16 protein-coding genes are annotated in these 15443 nt (G+C 60.6%); 3 read left to right on the top strand and 13 right to left on the bottom strand.

The genetic code is table 11. The features are described 5' to 3' along the window. Positions 1 to 2: 2 nt before the first annotated feature. Positions 3 to 1466: a xanthine dehydrogenase small subunit gene (xdhA, locus tag HEP89_RS07230; protein WP_168691638.1), complete on the bottom strand. Its 1464-nt coding sequence runs from the start codon at positions 1464 to 1466 to the stop codon at positions 3 to 5. 202 nt (positions 1467 to 1668) lie between these two features. On the opposite strand from xdhA, the gene HEP89_RS07225 reads away from it, so the two are divergent. Beyond that, positions 1669 to 2568, top strand: a complete 900-nt coding sequence (locus tag HEP89_RS07225; RefSeq protein ID WP_022999303.1) for a LysR family transcriptional regulator — start codon at positions 1669 to 1671, stop codon at positions 2566 to 2568. 13 nt (positions 2569 to 2581) lie between these two features. On the opposite strand, the gene HEP89_RS07220 is transcribed toward HEP89_RS07225, so the two are convergent. From HEP89_RS07220 to pobA, 7 genes are all read right to left on the bottom strand, one after another. Next, entirely contained in the window at positions 2582 to 3895 is a 1314-nt protein-coding gene (locus tag HEP89_RS07220; RefSeq protein ID WP_168691637.1) for a lyase family protein, read from the bottom strand. A 54-nt stretch (positions 3896 to 3949) separates the two neighbouring features. Beyond that, positions 3950 to 4786: a 3-keto-5-aminohexanoate cleavage protein gene (locus HEP89_RS07215; protein WP_077291257.1), complete on the bottom strand. Its 837-nt coding sequence runs from the start codon at positions 4784 to 4786 to the stop codon at positions 3950 to 3952. A 196-nt stretch (positions 4787 to 4982) separates the two neighbouring features. Then, complete coding sequence (pcaG, locus tag HEP89_RS07210) at positions 4983 to 5603, bottom strand: protocatechuate 3,4-dioxygenase subunit alpha (RefSeq protein ID WP_022999300.1); 621 nt, start codon at positions 5601 to 5603, stop codon at positions 4983 to 4985. 2 nt (positions 5604 to 5605) lie between these two features. Beyond that, a complete protein-coding gene (gene pcaH, locus HEP89_RS07205) occupies positions 5606 to 6334 on the bottom strand; it encodes a protocatechuate 3,4-dioxygenase subunit beta (RefSeq protein WP_168691636.1) in 729 nt (242 codons plus the stop codon). A 13-nt stretch (positions 6335 to 6347) separates the two neighbouring features. Then, entirely contained in the window at positions 6348 to 6752 is a 405-nt protein-coding gene (gene pcaC / locus HEP89_RS07200; protein WP_168691635.1) for a 4-carboxymuconolactone decarboxylase, read from the bottom strand. Next, positions 6745 to 7536, bottom strand: a complete 792-nt coding sequence (gene pcaD / locus HEP89_RS07195; protein ID WP_168691634.1) for a 3-oxoadipate enol-lactonase — start codon at positions 7534 to 7536, stop codon at positions 6745 to 6747. Before pcaD ends, pcaC begins: the two co-directional genes overlap by 8 nt. Beyond that, positions 7536 to 8705, bottom strand: a complete 1170-nt coding sequence (pobA, locus tag HEP89_RS07190) for a 4-hydroxybenzoate 3-monooxygenase (protein WP_022999296.1) — start codon at positions 8703 to 8705, stop codon at positions 7536 to 7538. The genes pcaD and pobA overlap by 1 nt, the downstream gene beginning before the upstream one ends. A gap of 92 nt (positions 8706 to 8797) precedes the next feature. On the opposite strand from pobA, the gene pcaQ reads away from it, so the two are divergent. Continuing rightward, a complete protein-coding gene (gene pcaQ, locus HEP89_RS07185) occupies positions 8798 to 9718 on the top strand; it encodes a pca operon transcription factor PcaQ (protein WP_055656875.1) in 921 nt (306 codons plus the stop codon). A 91-nt stretch (positions 9719 to 9809) separates the two neighbouring features. Continuing rightward, the gene (locus tag HEP89_RS07180) at positions 9810 to 10103 is read left to right on the top strand and encodes a hypothetical protein (RefSeq protein ID WP_152504961.1); all 294 of its coding nucleotides are present in this window, start codon (positions 9810 to 9812) and stop codon (positions 10101 to 10103) included. Positions 10104 to 10271: 168 nt separating this feature from the next. Here HEP89_RS07180 and HEP89_RS07175 read toward each other — a convergent pair whose 3' ends face one another. Genes HEP89_RS07175 through HEP89_RS07155 form a run of 5 tightly spaced genes read right to left on the bottom strand, consistent with a single transcriptional unit; the run spans position 10272 to position 15369 of the window. Next, a complete protein-coding gene (locus tag HEP89_RS07175; protein WP_168691633.1) occupies positions 10272 to 11225 on the bottom strand; it encodes an ROK family protein in 954 nt (317 codons plus the stop codon). After that, positions 11222 to 12364 carry a sn-glycerol-3-phosphate ABC transporter ATP-binding protein UgpC gene (ugpC, locus tag HEP89_RS07170; protein ID WP_082809877.1) on the bottom strand — a complete coding sequence of 381 codons (1143 nt, stop codon included), beginning with the start codon at positions 12362 to 12364 and terminating at the stop codon, positions 11222 to 11224. The genes HEP89_RS07175 and ugpC overlap by 4 nt, the downstream gene beginning before the upstream one ends. Positions 12365 to 12387: 23 nt before the next feature. Further along, positions 12388 to 13227 carry a carbohydrate ABC transporter permease gene (locus tag HEP89_RS07165; RefSeq protein WP_055656877.1) on the bottom strand — a complete coding sequence of 280 codons (840 nt, stop codon included), beginning with the start codon at positions 13225 to 13227 and terminating at the stop codon, positions 12388 to 12390. After that, the gene (locus tag HEP89_RS07160) at positions 13224 to 14117 is read right to left on the bottom strand and encodes a sugar ABC transporter permease (RefSeq protein ID WP_197923160.1); all 894 of its coding nucleotides are present in this window, start codon (positions 14115 to 14117) and stop codon (positions 13224 to 13226) included. The genes HEP89_RS07165 and HEP89_RS07160 overlap by 4 nt, the downstream gene beginning before the upstream one ends. Positions 14118 to 14142: 25 nt before the next feature. Further along, on the bottom strand, positions 14143 to 15369 hold the full coding sequence (locus HEP89_RS07155) for an extracellular solute-binding protein (protein ID WP_228148121.1): 1227 nt from the start codon (positions 15367 to 15369) through the stop codon (positions 14143 to 14145). Between the last annotated feature and the right edge of the window lie 74 nt (positions 15370 to 15443).

Genomic DNA, 15443 nt, shown 5'->3' with positions numbered 1-15443 from the left:
ACTCAAGCAGACAGCAGATCGACCGCTTCCGAGGTCGTTTCGTCATGGGTCAGGAAGAAGCGCTGCAGCAGGTTGCGCGCGGCAGTCGCCCGGTACTCGGCCGAGGCGCGCCAGTCGGAAAGCGGTGTGAAATCGGCTTCCAGCGCCTTGCCGGCAGCCACGAACGCAGCTTCCCCCCAAGGCTGGCCGCGCAGCGCGGCTTCTGCCTTGGCGGCCCGCTTCGGCGTGCCGGCCATGCCGCCGAATGCCAGGCGGCAATCGGTGATGCGGCCTTCGGAAACGGTCACGCAGAAACCGGCGGCCACAGACGAGATATCCTCGTCCCGGCGCTTGGAAATCTTGTAGGCAGCGTGAAACTGGCCGGGACGAGGCCGCGGGATCAGGATGCTCTCGACGAATTCGGAGGGCGCCCGGTCCTGTTTGCCGTATTCGATGAAGAACTGCTCCAGTGGCAGGCTGCGCTGCGTGGTTCCCTTGCGCAGAACGATTTGCGCTCCGAGCGCGATGAGAACCGGCGGCGTGTCGCCGATGGGCGATCCATTGGCGATGTTGCCGCCGATGGTGCCCATGTTGCGCACCTGTTGGCCGGCGATCCGGTCCCAGTAGCTTTTCAGATGCGGAAAAATCTCGCAGATGGTCTCCTGCGCTTCCGAGTAGGTGACGCCTGCACCGATCTCCAGCACTGTGTCGCTCAAGGTGACCGATTTCAGCTCTTGAAGGTGGCTGATGAAGACGGCCGGGTCGATGGGGCGAATGAACTTGGTGACCCAGAGACCGACATCGGTGGAACCCGCAACGATGGTCGCCTGCGGAAAGTCTTCCAGAACGGCTGCGAAGTCGGCGACATCCGCCGGAAGGATCGCCTGGTTGTCGTCAGGGCCGGTGACGACACGGCGGCCGTCGGAAAGCGCTGTCAGCCGTTCGGTGATGGTTGCCCGTTCGCTTTCCAGGAAATCCTGTGCCGGCGAGCCGTAGCGGTTGGCGGCCATGGCGGCGGCAATGATGGGCTGGTAGCCGGTGCAGCGGCAGAGATTGCCCTGGATCGCGCTTTCGACTTCCGTTTCTGTCGGTTCCGGATTGCCCATCCACAGCGCGTAGAGCGACATGACGAAGCCCGGGGTGCAGAAGCCGCACTGGCTGCCGTGGAAATCGACCATCGCCTGCTGGATCGGATGCAGACCGCCGTTTTCTCCCCGCAGATGCTCGATGGTGACCACGTGGCATCCATCAAGCGACGCGAGAAACCGGATGCAGGCATTGACGGTCTCATATTTCAGAACGCCGCCGGCCAGCCGGCCGACCAACACCGTGCAGGCCCCGCAGTCGCCTTCCGCACAGCCTTCCTTGGAGCCCGTCAGCCGGCGCTCCAGGCGCAGGTAGTCGAGTAGGGTCTTGTCGGCAGGCGCATCCGTGACAATCACGTCGGCGCCGTTCAGCAGAAACCGGATTTCTGTGCGGTGGGTCATCGCGTCCTCGGGCAAAGTCTTCTCTCAGCCGAGGACGGTACGCTTCAGGACACTTGCAAAAAATCCGGTGATTCCGGAAATTCTTTCAACAGATCATTGAAAATGGCCGTGCGATACTGTGGCTCGGGAAATGCGACCAAAGTCGATCATGAGAACGAGCGCCCTGTAATCGCACGAGAATTCAAATCCGAGGCAAGAGGCCATGTCCTATCTGGAATCCCTGCGCGTCTTCACCCGCGTGGTCGAACTGGGCAGCATCACATCCGGCGGACGCGACTTGCGCCTGACACCGGCGGTTGCCAGCAAGCGCATAAAGGAGCTGGAAAAGCATCTCGGCGTGCGGCTCTTCAACCGCACCACAAGGTCCCTCACGCCGACCGAGGTCGGCAAGGTGTTCTACGATTATGCGGTGAAGGCGCTGGAATCCATCGAAGACGCGGAAGCCGCGGTCGCCAGCTTTTCCGATACGCCGCGCGGGGTCATCCGGGTCACGGCACCGCTTGGTGCCGGCCGGCGCATCATCGCCCCGCTGGTGCCGCGTTTCGTTGAAAAATTCCCGGCAACGGAAGTGCATATGCGCCTGTCGGACCGCAAGGTCGACATCCTGTCCGACGGGCTGGACGTCGCCTTTTTCATCGGCACCCCGCAGGATTCCAATCTGAAGCTCCGCAAGATATCCGATTGCCCCCGGGTGCTCTGCGCGGCTCCGGAGTATCTGGAAAAGCACGGTACGCCCCGAACCCCGGATGATCTGCTGAGCGACGAGCATAATTGCCTGCTGCTGCGCTACCCGCGCTCGCCGGAATATTATTGGGTTCTGCAGACACCGGCCGGGCCGCGCAAGCTTCAGGTTTCCGGCAAGATGGATGCCGACCATGGCGACGTTCTCACCGACTGGGCCTTGTCAGGATACGGCATCGTCAACAAGCCGAGGTTCGACGTAGCCCAGCATCTGGAAAGCGGCCGTCTGGTGGAGATCCTGAAGGACACGCCGCCTCCCCCCACCATCTTCGGCTGCCTCTATCCGCACAGGCGTCTTCAGGACCCAAAGATCCGCCATTTCGTGGATTTCGTGATCAGCAACGCGGATGTGGCCGGGTAGGACCCGACCCTGTTCAGTCTCTGCGGCGGGTCTGAAAGATCCGCGCCGACATTTCCCTTGCCGGTGCGACGACCTGTTGCGGGTCCAGTTCCTTCTGCCAGTCAAGGCTGACCGGCGAAATCCTTGCTAGGGCTTCGGCAAAGGGGGCCGGGTCCTTTGCAGCTGCCGCGACAAGATCCTTTGCCTCAGCGCGGGAAACGCCGTTCCGGGCGAGAACAAAGCTGGCGGTTTCGGCCATGATTTCCGGGTTTGAGGCCAGTGTAGCGGCGAGGTTGGCCTCATGCGCCTGCAGGCTGGTGGCAAGCTCTTCTACGTGAACCAGCGCAGCGCCTGCGGCCAGCAGCATTTGTGGCAGGAAATGCCATTCCAGCGGCCACGCTGTCCCGTCGCGCTCCTCAAGGGGGCTGGCGGCAGCGGCAAGCCCGGCCTGGGCGGCAATCGCAATGCTGTTGAGCACCTGAATGGTCTCGGCCTGCACCGGGTTCGCCTTTTGCGGCATGGTCGAGGATCCGCCACCGGTCCCGCTGGAAACTTCCGCAATGTCCGTGCGCCCGGAAAGCGCCAGGTCTCCAGCCATCTTCGCAAGGGCGGAGGTGACCTGCTGCAGCCAGCCCGCAAGCGCCAGAATTGGCGTCCGGTTGACGTGCCACGACGGGCTGTCCTCAAGGCCGAGTTCCAGTGCGAGCGCCGCCGAGACGGCGGTTCCATCTGGAGCGATTGCGCTGTTGATGCCTGAGGCGCCGCCAAACTGGACGCGCAGCACGGCGGACCTGAGCGCGGGCAGGGCATTTTCCGCATCTATCAGCGGATGCGCCCATTGCGCGATCCGGTAGCCGAGAGTGATCGGTGTCGAAACCTGGCTGCGCGTACGCCCCGCCATGAGCTGATCCGCATGGCGCTCGCTCTGCCGTTCCAGCGTATCGACCAGTTTTTCCAGCCGAGCGCCCAGGATCTCCAGCGCCACTTTCGCCTGAAGGACCAGCGCCGTGTCGATCACATCCTGACTGGTCGCGCCCCAGTGCAGCCAGGCCCCGGCGTCGGCGCTGAGCTGCTTGCGCAGTTCCGCCACAAGCGCTGGAACGGGCACGCCGGCGGATCTTGTACCGGCCGCCAGGTTTGCGGGCTCGATGTGAACGTCGGCGAGCTTCTCTGATATCTCCCGCGCGGCCTGCGCCGGAATGATCTCCAGGCGCCCCTGTACGATGGCAAGGGCGCGCTCAAAAGCGATCATATGCGCGACATCGCTGCCGTCAGCGAGAAGCTTGGTCAGGTCACCGTCAGCAAAGAGGGAGGAATGGATCTGGCTGGAAAATAGCGAAAGAGGCATGGCTCGGCAGGGTCTCTGGATGGGCCCTTATTGAGAGCCAAGTGGAAAGGCGGGTCAAGCCGCCTTCAGCGGCAGACCCAGGATCTCGCGCGCCTGCTGCCAGGTCGCGACGGGACGCTCATATTTCTCGCAAAGATCCGCCGCCCGTTTTACAAGCGCCGCATTGGAAGGGGCAAGCGTGTCCCGGTCGAGGCGGATGTTGTCTTCCAGGCCGGTGCGGGTATGACCGCCTGAGGAAATGCACCACTCGTTGAGGGTGAACTGATGTTGGCCGATCCCGGCGGCACACCATTCGGCGTCCGGTACCAGCCGTTCAACGGTCTTGATGTAATAGTCGAAGACGTCCCGGTCGATGGGCATGGCATTCTTCACGCCCATGACGAACTGCACATAAAGCTTGCCGGGAATACGCCCGTCGCGGTTCATGGCAGCCGCCTGATGAATGTGGCTCAGGTCGAATGCCTCGATCTCCGGTTTCACATGATGGGTCCGCATCTCGCTGGCAAGCCAGTCGACCAGATCCGGCGGATTCTCATAGACCCGGGTCGGGAAATTGTTGGAGCCGACGGACAGCGACGCCATGTCGGGCTGAAGGGCAATCATGCCGCCGCGTTCCTTCCCGGCGCCCGAACGGCCTCCGGTCGAAAACTGGATGATCATGCCCGGGCAGTGTTTTTCCAGCCCTTCCTTGAGCCGCGCGAATTTCTCCGGATCCGAGGATGGCGTCTCATCGTTGTTGCGCACATGAGCGTGGACAATGGTCGCACCGGCCTCGAAGGCAGCCTGCGTGCTTTCCACCTGCTCCGTAACGGTGATCGGCACCGCCGGATTGTTTTCCTTCTTCGGCAGCGATCCGGTAATCGCGACGCAGATGATGCAGGGCTTGGACATGTTTCACGCCGCTCCGGTTTCGCTTGCGCCTGTCCCATCAAGGAGCGGCGATCGTTGCATAAGCCTCCCTCATCCTGAGGAAGCGCTTCAGCGCTGTCTCGAAGGATGGGCCGCATACTTTGAGTGCGCCGCCCATCCTTCGAGACGCTTGGCTTGGCCAAGCTCCTCAGGATGAGGAAGAGTGGTTTGTGCCTTCTCAGATATCGAAAAACACCGTTTCGTCCGGGCCTTGCAGCTTGACCTCGAAACGATAGACCGTCTTGCCGTCGCGCTCGGTCTTCCGGGCGATCAGGGTCTGGCGGCGCTTTTCCCATTCGATCAGGTTGATCACCGGGTCGGCCGCGTTGGCCTCAGCCTCGTCCTCGAAGTAAAGGCGGGTCTGAAGCCCGACATTGATGCCGCGTGCGACGATCCAGAGGCTGATATGGGGCGCGGAAACCTTGCCGTCCGGCAGCTTGACCGGGCCTGGCTTGACCGTGTCGAACCCCCATTCGCCGGTGTCGAAATCGGTGATGACACGGCCCCAGCCGCGAAACCCGTCTTCCACGTCGCCGGCATGTTCAGGATGGGCGTAAATGCCCTCGCTGTTGGCCTGCCAGGTTTCCAGCATCACGTCCTTGATCGGCGAGCCCATGCCATCGATGACGACACCTTCCACACGAATGCGCTCACCCTTGGCATTGGGGCCTGCGATATCCCAGCCCAGTTCCTGCCGATAGATGTCGAAACCGGCGGCGCCTGGCGCGAGGCCGATATGAACGTAAGGTCCGGCCGTCTGGGAAGGCGTTTCCTTCAGATAGTCGAGTTGCTGCGTCATGATCAGTTCCCCTCCGGCCGGTTTTCAAACAGGGTCGAGCGGCGTCCGCGCAGGACGATGTCGAACTTGTAGGCGATCGTGTCCAGCGGGATGGTGGCATTGAGGTCGAGCTTGGCGACCAGTTGCTCGATGGCCGCCGGATCGGGAATGGTGTTCACGATCGGGCATTTCGGAATGAGCGGATCGCCCTCGAAGTAGCATTGGGTGATCAGGCGCTGACAGAAGGCAGTGCCGAAGATAGACATGTGGATATGGGCCGGCCGCCAGTTGTTCACCCAGTTCCGCCAGGGGTAGGCGCCCGGTTTGAGCGTGCGGAAATAGTAGTAGCCGTTCTCGTCGGTCAGGGTGCGGCCGCAGCCGCCGAAATTTGGGTCGATGGGCGCAAGATAGGTGTCCTTCTTGTGCCGGTAGCGTCCGCCCGCATTGGCCTGCCAGATCTCCACCAGGGTGTTCGGGATCGGCTTCGCGTTCTCGTCCAGCACCCTGCCATGCAGGATGATCCGCTCGCCGATCGCGCTTTCACCCGCCTTCGCGTAGTTGTAGATCAGGTCCTTGTCGAGCGGGTCGATATCGTTATGGCCGAAGGTCGGCCCGGTGATCTCGCTGACGTTGTTTTCCAGGCTGATCATCGAATATTGCGGCGAGCGCGACACGCTGGTCTTGTAGTCCGGAGTATGTGCCGGCGGATGCCACTCGCGGTCCCGCTGATAGAAAGGTCCGGGTTTCAACATCGATTTTCCTCCGTTAACCGCCTGTCGCGGTCAGCTTCTGGCCGCTGCGTTCCATTTCGGCGTAAGTTTCCTTGGCGATCTTGAGCGCCTGGTTGGCACGTGGCACGCCCGCATAGACTGCCACATGCTGAAACGCCTCGAGCACGTCCTGCTTGCTGGCGCCGGTGCGGGCAGTTGCCCGGACATGCATGGCAATCTCCTCGAAATTGCCGAGTGCCGCCAGAAGGGCGAGCGTCAGCATCGAACGCTCCCGCGGACTGATGCCGTCCGACGCCCAAACCGTGCCCCAGGCACCCTCGGTGATCAGGGTCTGGAATGGTTCGTCAAGTGGCGTCTTGGCGGCTTCTGCCCGGTCGACATGTTCATCGCCAAGCACGGATCGCCTGACCTTCATGCCGGTTTCAAAACGCTCAGACATGGAGGTCCTCCTTCAGGAAAGTCATGAGATGGCCGGCAAAGACATCCGGCTTTTCGACGCAGGGCAGATGGCCCGCACCGGAAATTTCAACGTAGCGGCTGCCGGCGATGAGGTCCGCCGTGCCGCGCACCATGGCCGGTGGGCTGGCGAGGTCCTCGCTGCCGCCGATACCCAGCACCGGCAGGCGAAGCCCGGACGTGCTGTCCGTCAGATCTGCACCGGCTATTGCCTCGCAACAGCCGATGTAACCTTCCGTCGGGGTGCGAACCAGCATGTGGCGCCAGGCCAGGCATTCGGCCGTCTGGCGGAAATCTTCCGAAAACCAGCGCTCCAGAATGGCATCGGCAAGGCTCTCGATACCGCCTGCACGGATCCGGGCAATCCGGTCTTGCCACATGGCGGCTTCACCCATTTTCGCCCCGGTGTTGGACAGCACCAGACCCTTGATGCGTTCCGGCTGCCGGTGCGACAGGAGCTGACCGATCATGCCGCCGATGGAAAGCCCGACAAAAACACAGGAGCCGATCTGAAGGTGATCGAGCAGCTGTTGCGTGTCGCTGGCGAGATCGTCCATGGAGTAGGGGCTCTCAGGGCAGGAGGACAGCCCGTGGCCGCGCTTGTCGAAGCGGATCAGCCGGAGGCCTGTTTCCGGCAGAAGGTCGATGACCTTGTCCCAGAGCCGCAATTCCGTGCCGAGCGAATTGGCGAAGACGACAGGCGCGCCGCCGGGGTCGCCATCTTCGCGCCAGTGAATGTCGGCAGAAGCCAGTCGCGCGATCTTCATCAGTAGGGCAGTCCCACATAGTTCTGCGCAAACCACTTCTGCGCGGTTTCATTGTGATGCAGAGACTCGATTTCCGCCCGCTGCATCTTCAGATCGAAATCCGACTGATCCGGGAACCGGTGCAGCATGTTGGTGGTCGCCCAGCTGAAACGCTCCGCTTTCCAGATCCGAGCCAGGGCTTTCTCCGAATAGGTATCGATGCCGTGGCTGTCCTTGTCCTGATAGTAATGCACCAGACCCTCGTAGAGGTAATGCACGTCGGAGGCAGCGGTGTTGAGGCCCTTGGCGCCTGTTGGCGGCACGATATGGGCGGCATCGCCGCACAGGAACAGACGGCCCCAGCGCATCGGCTCGCACACGAAGGACCTGAGCGGGGCAATGGATTTCTCGATAGAGGGTCCGGTCACCAGCTTGTCGGCAACCGCTTCCGGTAGCCGGCGTCTCAGTTCGTCCCAGAACTTCTCGTCGGTCCATTCGAAAATGTCGTCGCTGACATTACACTGGACGTAGTAGCGCGACAGGTTTTCGTTACGCATGGAGCAAAGCGCGAAGCCGCGTGCCGAATTGGCATAGATGAGTTCTTCATGCACCGGCGGCGTCTCGGACAGAACGCCCAGCCAGCCGAAGGGAAACACCTTCTCGTAGTCCTTGCGCACGGTGTCGGGAATGGTCTTGCGGCTGACGCCGTGAAACCCGTCACAGCCCGCCACGAAATCGCAATCGATGCGCCGCGCGCTGCCGTCCACGGTAAAGGTGACATAGGGCGCGTCGGTGTCCGCATCGCGGATCTCGACCCCCTCGACCTCGAAAATCGTCTGACCGCCAACCGCATCGCGGGCGTCATAAAGATCACGCGTGACTTCCGTCTGGCCGTAGACGACGACATTCTGGCCGATCAGCTTCTGGAAGTTGATGTCGAACATCTCGTTTTCGTACGAGATGCAGGTGCCGTCATGGACGAAGCATTCCTTGTCCATCCGCTCGGCCACGCCTGCTTCGCGCATCATGTTGACGAGACCCGTTTCCAGAATGCCGGCCCTGATGCGGCCAAGCACATATTCACGCGTCTTGCGCTCCAGAATGATGGTCTCGATGCCCTTCAGATGAAGAAGCTGCCCGAGCAGCAGGCCGGACGGTCCACCGCCGACAATGACAACCTGAGTTCGCATCCGATCCTCCCTTGTTGAATTGATATTGAATGATCAAAATTGGGAAGTAAAATGAGATATTCGGCTTCTTTCTTTCCAAAATGAGAAATTAAATGATCGACCGACGCATCAAGTTCCGGCACATCCAGTGCTTCGTGGAGATTGCGCAGGAACGCAGCCTGAAACTGGCTGCCGACAAGTTGAATCTCACCCAGCCGGCGATCTCCAAAACGCTCAAGGAACTGGAAGACATCATCGGCGCCAGCCTGATGACGCGAAACCGGGCCGGCATCGCGCTGACCAAACAGGGCAAGGTGTTTCTGCATTTCGCGCAGATCTCGCTGGCGAGCCTGCAGCAAGGCCTGGACGGGGTTGAGAAGGAAGGCGAACACGCCCGTGCGACCTTGAAGGTGGGCGTTCTGCCGAGTGTCGCGGCCAGCTTCATGCCCCCGGTCATCAAGGAGTTTTCCGAACTGGCACCTCATGTCATGGTCCAGATAATGGACGGCCCGCACGGCTACCTGATCGAACGGCTGAAGATGGGTGAACTCGACCTGGTGATCGGCCGGCTCGGCAGGCCGGTGTCCATGGAAGGCGTTTCCTTCACCCAGCTCTATTCGGAGCGGGTCGATGTGATCGTCCGGGTCGGGCACCCGCTTCTGGAAAGGCCGGATATCAAGCGTATTGTCGAATGGCCCGTTCTCTATCCGCCGGAAGGTGCGGCGATCCGGCCGCTGGTCGAGCGCTTCATGATCGCCAACGGCGTCGGCGAGATCCCGAACAAGATCGAAACGGTCTCGGGTGCTTTCGGCAGGGTCTATACCCGCCGGACCGACGCGGTCTGGATCATTTCATCCGGCGTGGTGCAGAACGAAACCGCCGACGGCCACCTGGTCCGCCTGCCGTTCGACACCGACATGACAAAGGGCCCGGTCGGCCTGATGACGCGTCCGGACACCCAGCCGGGAGCCGAGGAACAGGTCTTCCGGCTGGCGGTTCAGACCGTGATCGAGGAGCTGGGGCTGAGTTCGTGACACCTTGGTTTTACTAGCTGAGGCGTAAAGCTTAACTCTTTCCATGTAGAGTTCTCGGCTAACAACTTCGAAAGTTTATTCGGAGAATAAAGTGTTTGAATTCAATGAATATACTGGAAAAATAGGAATGCTGTTGTGGGTGGCGGGGATGATATTTCTTGTGGGGGCCCAATATTCACAAGAGGTGTTGCTAGGAAAATGGAAAGCAAAAGAAAATAAATGGGTAACAGCAGGCTACAAAGGCTTTGGTCACCGCATAATTAAAGAAAACAATCCGCCAATTGAGTTTGAGGAAGCATTCAACAATAGAGTTTTTAAAAAATATGGCTGGATTGGCTACATTAGTTTATTCGGCTTTTTTCTAATGATAATTGCAGGATCGTAGCGCGAGATTTTTAATCAATGAGAGTAATCGAAACCTCTCCTGTGCAATGATGTCTGCCTCATCGACGGGCAGAGTTTGATAGCGATTGTCTGCACTTTGCATAGGCGGAATCGTAGGATTTGCGCTTCGAAGGTTCCAATCCGCCGAATTAGCGAGGCAAAACTCCTTTTACATCCGCGACGCACACCCCGCCAGAGCTGCGAAATCGTCATCAAGCAGATGAACCGGAATGCCGGAAACCAGCTTTTGCTGGCGGCCTTTCGCGCAAAAGGCGTTGATGAATTCCGGTTCTGCCAGGAACCTCGCCAGGCTTCGGGTGACGCCGCCTGTCAGCACGATGCCGCCAAGGGACAGGAACACCAGCGAGAGGTCGCCAATCACCCGGCCGAGAAATGTCACCCATTGCCGGGCAGCGGAAACGCATAGCGGATCGGACCCGGAATTGGCGCGCTCCGCAATGTCTGCAGGTGACAGGTCGCGGGGCGACAGGCCCTGCTCGAGACAGTACCACTCGTGAATTTCCTTGAGGCCGCTTCCCGACAGCGCCCGTTCGACGGAGGCGCGTCCACGGTTGAGAGCGAGGTAATTCCAGAGCCGAAGTTCGTCTTCGGTTTCGACCGGCAATGTCGAGTGGCCGCATTCACCGGTGCCGACATGAAATCCGGCAGGTGTCTGAAACAGCGCGGCAGCATTGAAACCGGTTCCCGCGCCGACGACGAGGCGCGTGGCGTTGCTGCGCAGTTTCTGGCTCGGTTCATAGACGGGCTGAAGCCGCTCCGTTGGGACCTTGTCCAGCGAATAGGCGAGCGCCTCGAAATCGTTCAGGAAGGTAATGTTCGCTCCGCCCAGAACCTTGCCGATGCAGTCGGCACTGAAGGTCCAGGGATGGTTAGTCATCCGGATCGCGGGGCCATCAATGGGGGCTGCGATGGCGATGACGGCAGACGCACAGGCCGGTCGCCCGGCTTCCGAAAGATAGGTGCCGATGGCCGCTTCCGGTGTTTCGAAATCCGCATTGCGGAACCGCGCGATGGTGTTTTCCAGAACGCGGCCGTTTTCGACCAGCGCCAGCCGGGTGTTGGTGCCGCCGATGTCGGCGGCAAGGCCTCGTTGAATGCTCATAGGCGATTACCCGATGCAATGTCGAAATAGGAAATCTTGGAAAGGTCGAAAGCGATCGGAACGCGCTGACCGGCAGTGACCGGCGCATCCGCCGACAACCGGGCAACGGCTTCCGTTCCGCCAAGTTGAATGACCGCATAGGTATCGGCGCCGGCCGGTTCGACCACGTCCAGAAGGCAGTCGGCGCTTTGCAGGCTGCGGCCGTCGATGCCACCGGACCGCAAGCCAAGATCCGTCATCGCCTCCGGGCGAAGGCCGATGGTTAGCTCTGCCGTACCGCCGGCGGACAGCGTTTCCGGCCCCGGACCATAGTCGAACAGTTCCAGCGGCGGTCCGTCCGGTGTCGGGATCTGCAGCCGGAGATGGTCGCCCTCGCGTGTAGCAGTGCCGGTCATCAGGTTCATGGACGGTGCGCCCATGAAGTCCGCGACAAAGGCATTCACCGGCTTGTTGTAGATCTCCTGCGGCGTGCCGATCTGCTGGACCACGCCGTCTTTCATCACAACGATCCGGCTGGCCAGCGTCATGGCTTCGATCTGGTCATGGGTGACGTAGACGATGGACGCGTTCGTTGTCTGATGGATGCGCTTGATTTCGGTGCGCATGGTCACGCGCAGCTTGGCATCGAGATTGGACAGCGGTTCGTCGAACAGGAACAGCTTCGGTTCGCGCACAAGGGCCCGGCCCATGGCGACACGCTGGCGCTGTCCGCCGGAAAGTTCCGCCGGGCGGCGGTGCAGCAGGTGTTCGATCTTCAGAAGATCCGCGACCTCGGCCACCTTCCGTTTCTTCTCGGCCTCTTCGACCTTTCGGACTTCAAGACCGAAGCCGATGTTGCGTTCCACGCTCATGTTGGGGAACAGGGCATAGGACTGGAACACCATGGCGATATCCCGGTCGGCTGGTTCGTCGTTGGTGCGGTCCTTGCCGGCAATGCGGATGGTGCCGGAGGATATGTCGGTCAGTCCGGAAATGCAGCTCAGCAGGGTCGACTTGCCGCAACCGGACGGTCCGACCAGGACAAGAAACTCGCCGGGCGCCATGGAGATATCGATGTCCTTGAGGACATTCACGTCCCCGTATCTCTTCTGCAGGCGGCTGATTTGGAGGATGGGGTCTTGCGGCATTGCGGCGTTCATTCCTTGTCGGTCTCCTGCTGTGGTCAGCCCTTGACGGATCCGGCGACCAGTCCGGAGACGATGAATTTCTGGAAGGCGATGGCGAGGATGGCTGGCGGCAATGTCGCCAGAACGCCAACCGAGGCGATGACGCCGTAGTCGGTAACGCGTCCGGCGGAGAAATCCGCGATCGCCACAGGCAGGGTCTTCGCGCTGAGATCGTTGGTGAAGATCAGGGCGTAGAAGAACTCGTCCCAGGCCACCAGGAAGGACAGCATGGCGGTGGCGGCAATGGCCGGAAGGGCCAGCGGCAGCACCACCTGCCGGATGGTGTAGGCGGTTCCGGCACCTTCCATGAAGGCAGCCTGCTCCACTTCCACCGGCAGCACGTCGATATTGGCCTTCATCAGCCAGGTGGCGAAGGGCAGCAGCATGGCCGTATAGACGATGATCAGCGTCACCGTGTGGTTCAGCATGCCGAAGCTGCTGAAGGTCGAATAGAGCGGCAGCACATAGGTGATCGGCGGCATCATGATCGTTGCGAGAAACGCGAACAACAGGACCATCGACGCCTGTCTTCTGGAAAAGGCATAGGCAGCCGGAATGGCCAGCAGAAGCGCGATGACGGTTGCCCCGCCCGCTGTCAGGAGGGAATTCCGGAGTGCGCTCAGAAATCGCTCGCCGTTGCCGCCTTCAAGGCTGAGCAGGCTCGTGTAGCGGCTGAAGTCAAGTTCGGAGGGGATCCAGCGCAGCGGCACCTCGGTCAGGTCGGTCGGCGCGCTGATGCTCATGACGGCAAGCCAGAGCAGCGGACCTGTTGTGAAGGCTGCCAGCAACAGGGCGCAGCCATAAAGCAGGATGGATTGAACGAGCGAGCGTTTCATGCCGCGCCTCCCGCCGTCTGCCGCTTGGTCGCGGAATAATAGAACACGATCAGAACGGCACTGATCCCGGCGACCAGCACCGCATAGGAGGCCCCGCTGCCGCTTCTGAGGTAGTTGAAATATTCCTGGTAGACGTAAAAGCTCGCGGTCTTGGTGCTGTCCGCGGGGCCTCCACCGGTCATCACGTAGATGATGTCGAAGACGCGGAAGGCCTCGATGGTTCGCAGCACCATGACGACCATCAATGGACCGGCGATCCAGGGCAGGGTGATCGAGCGGAACCGTTTCCAGGGCCCGGCGCCTTCGATGGCTGCCGCCTTGTTGAGGTCACCGGGCACTGTCTGCAGGGCGGCCAGTGCCACATAGGCAACCAGCGGAAAGTTCTTCCAGACATCTGCCAGGATGACCATGTTCATGGCGGTCGCCGGATCGCCGATCCAGCTGCGGTAATCGGAAATGAGGCCCAGCTGGAACAGCAGGGAGTTCAGCGCGCCATAATCAGGGTGATAGATCAAGCGCCAGGCAACGGCGTTGACGATGGTCGGCACCGCCCAGGGCAGGATGATCAGAGCCCGAAGCAGCGTCCGGCCACGGAATTCCTGGTTGAGCAGCACGGCAACCGCGACACCGAGAATTCCTTCCAGACCCACCGAGACGATGGTGAAGTAAAGCGTCCTGAAGAGGGCGTCCTGAAAATCCGTGTCGGTAAGCGCGTAGACGTAGTTTTCCAGGCCGATGAAATGCACCGGCTCGGGAAGAGCGGAAATGCGCGTGTCGGTGAAGCTCAGCCACAGTGTGTTGGCAAGCGGTATCAGCGTGACCAGCGCAAGCAAAGCCAGGGCCGGCGCCAGAAGGATCCATTTTTCACGTTTCTGGCGTCGGCCAAGCATGGTCAGTCTCCCGTCAGTCGCAAACTTAGCGGATGCGCTTGACGCGGTCTGCGGCAGCTTCCAGCGCTTCATCCACACTTGCCTGGCCGAGCAGGACCTGATGGATGTTCTTCTGGAGAATGTCGGAGACTTCGGTGTAGGACGGCACCAGCGGACGCGGATACATGACAGCGATGGATTCTTTCGCCGCCGCGATCAGGTCTTCCTGGCCTTCGATCACCTTCGGTTCGGAATAGGACGCCTTCCAGATCGGCAGGCTGAGCTTGGCATAGTTGTCCTGAACGTCCTTCTGGGTCAGGAAGGAGATATAGGCCCAGGCTTCATCCGCATGCGGGCTGTTGGCCGGAATGCCGAGACCCATGGAGCCGTTGACGCTGGAGGCGGTTGACTTGCCTTCGACGCCTGGTGCCGGAGCTACCTTCACCTTGCCGGCGACCTTGCTTTCCTTCGGATCGTTGGCGAGGGCATTCATGTAGGTCCAGTTGAGGGCGAACGCCGCTTCGCCGTTGGAGAACACCCGGCGGACGTCTTCTTCGAAATATTCGCGTGAAGAGGGGTTGCTCAGGCCTTCGTCCAGCGTTGCCTTCATGAAGGAAACGGCATCCTTGGCACCGCCTGCGGTAAAGGCCGGCTGGCCTTCATCGAAGAACGCGCCGTCATTGGCCGCCGTCAGCGTGGTGAAGTCGCAGATCATCGCTTCGGACTGGGACCAACTCCAGACCAGCGGATATTCGACAATGCCCTTGTCCTTGATCTGCTTGGCCTGTTCCGCCAGTTCGGCCCAGGTCTTGGGCGGTGCGGAAATGCCAGCCTCTGCCAGCATGTCGGCATTGTAGAAGAGGTATTTCGTATCGAGGATCCAGGGCATGCCATAGCGCTTGCCGTCATATTCGACGGTCGTCCAGGCGCCGTCGAAAACCTTGTCGGTATAGTCGGCCGGAATGCGGTCGGTGACATCCTGCAGGAAGCCGCGCGTTGCGAATTCGGCCGGCCAGATCACGTCGAACAGGACAACGTCATACCCGTCATCGCCCGCACCTGCCGCTGCAATGATCTTGTCGTGCAGGGCTTCATAGGGAACGAATTCGAGTGCAACCGTGACGCCGGGATTTGCTTCCTCGAACTTGGCGGTCATCGACTTGATGTCGTCTTCGCTGTAAGCCGCCTGGCTCATGAAAAGTGCATTCAGTGTGGTGTCGGCCAATGCCGTCGTGGTCATGGCCAGGGTCGCGAAGGCGGACCCCAAAATCATCTTTCCAAACGTGTTCATCTCGCCCTCCGGTTTTTGTGTAGGCAAAGCATCCTATGTTCGGTTTTTTTATTTTG

It is taken from the genome of Labrenzia sp. 5N (genome assembly GCF_012395805.1).
Taxonomy (GTDB): Bacteria; Pseudomonadota; Alphaproteobacteria; order Rhizobiales; family Stappiaceae; genus Roseibium; species Roseibium algicola.
Note: the sequence above shows the minus strand (reverse complement) of the source record. Positions and strands in the feature narration are given on the sequence as shown.

Excerpts from the sequence above, each read along its gene's own strand:
- HEP89_RS07160 (WP_197923160.1), bottom strand. The coding sequence starts at position 14,117 with ATGCTTGGCCGACGCCAGAAACGTGAAAAATGGATCCTTCTGGCGCCG.
- HEP89_RS07215 (WP_077291257.1), bottom strand. The coding sequence starts at position 4,786 with ATGTCCAAGCCCTGCATCATCTGCGTCGCGATTACCGGATCGCTGCCG.
- HEP89_RS07175 (WP_168691633.1), bottom strand. The coding sequence starts at position 11,225 with ATGAGCATTCAACGAGGCCTTGCCGCCGACATCGGCGGCACCAACACC.
- pobA (WP_022999296.1), bottom strand. The coding sequence starts at position 8,705 with ATGCGAACTCAGGTTGTCATTGTCGGCGGTGGACCGTCCGGCCTGCTG.
- HEP89_RS07225 (WP_022999303.1), top strand. The coding sequence starts at position 1,669 with ATGTCCTATCTGGAATCCCTGCGCGTCTTCACCCGCGTGGTCGAACTG.
- pcaH (WP_168691636.1), bottom strand. The coding sequence starts at position 6,334 with ATGTTGAAACCCGGACCTTTCTATCAGCGGGACCGCGAGTGGCATCCG.
- HEP89_RS07220 (WP_168691637.1), bottom strand. The coding sequence starts at position 3,895 with ATGCCTCTTTCGCTATTTTCCAGCCAGATCCATTCCTCCCTCTTTGCT.
- pcaD (WP_168691634.1), bottom strand. The coding sequence starts at position 7,536 with ATGAAGATCGCGCGACTGGCTTCTGCCGACATTCACTGGCGCGAAGAT.
- pcaG (WP_022999300.1), bottom strand. The coding sequence starts at position 5,603 with ATGACGCAGCAACTCGACTATCTGAAGGAAACGCCTTCCCAGACGGCC.
- pcaC (WP_168691635.1), bottom strand. The coding sequence starts at position 6,752 with ATGTCTGAGCGTTTTGAAACCGGCATGAAGGTCAGGCGATCCGTGCTT.
- ugpC (WP_082809877.1), bottom strand. The coding sequence starts at position 12,364 with ATGAACGCCGCAATGCCGCAAGACCCCATCCTCCAAATCAGCCGCCTG.
- HEP89_RS07155 (WP_228148121.1), bottom strand. The coding sequence starts at position 15,369 with ATGATTTTGGGGTCCGCCTTCGCGACCCTGGCCATGACCACGACGGCA.
- pcaQ (WP_055656875.1), top strand. The coding sequence starts at position 8,798 with ATGATCGACCGACGCATCAAGTTCCGGCACATCCAGTGCTTCGTGGAG.
- xdhA (WP_168691638.1), bottom strand. The coding sequence starts at position 1,466 with ATGACCCACCGCACAGAAATCCGGTTTCTGCTGAACGGCGCCGACGTG.
- HEP89_RS07165 (WP_055656877.1), bottom strand. The coding sequence starts at position 13,227 with ATGAAACGCTCGCTCGTTCAATCCATCCTGCTTTATGGCTGCGCCCTG.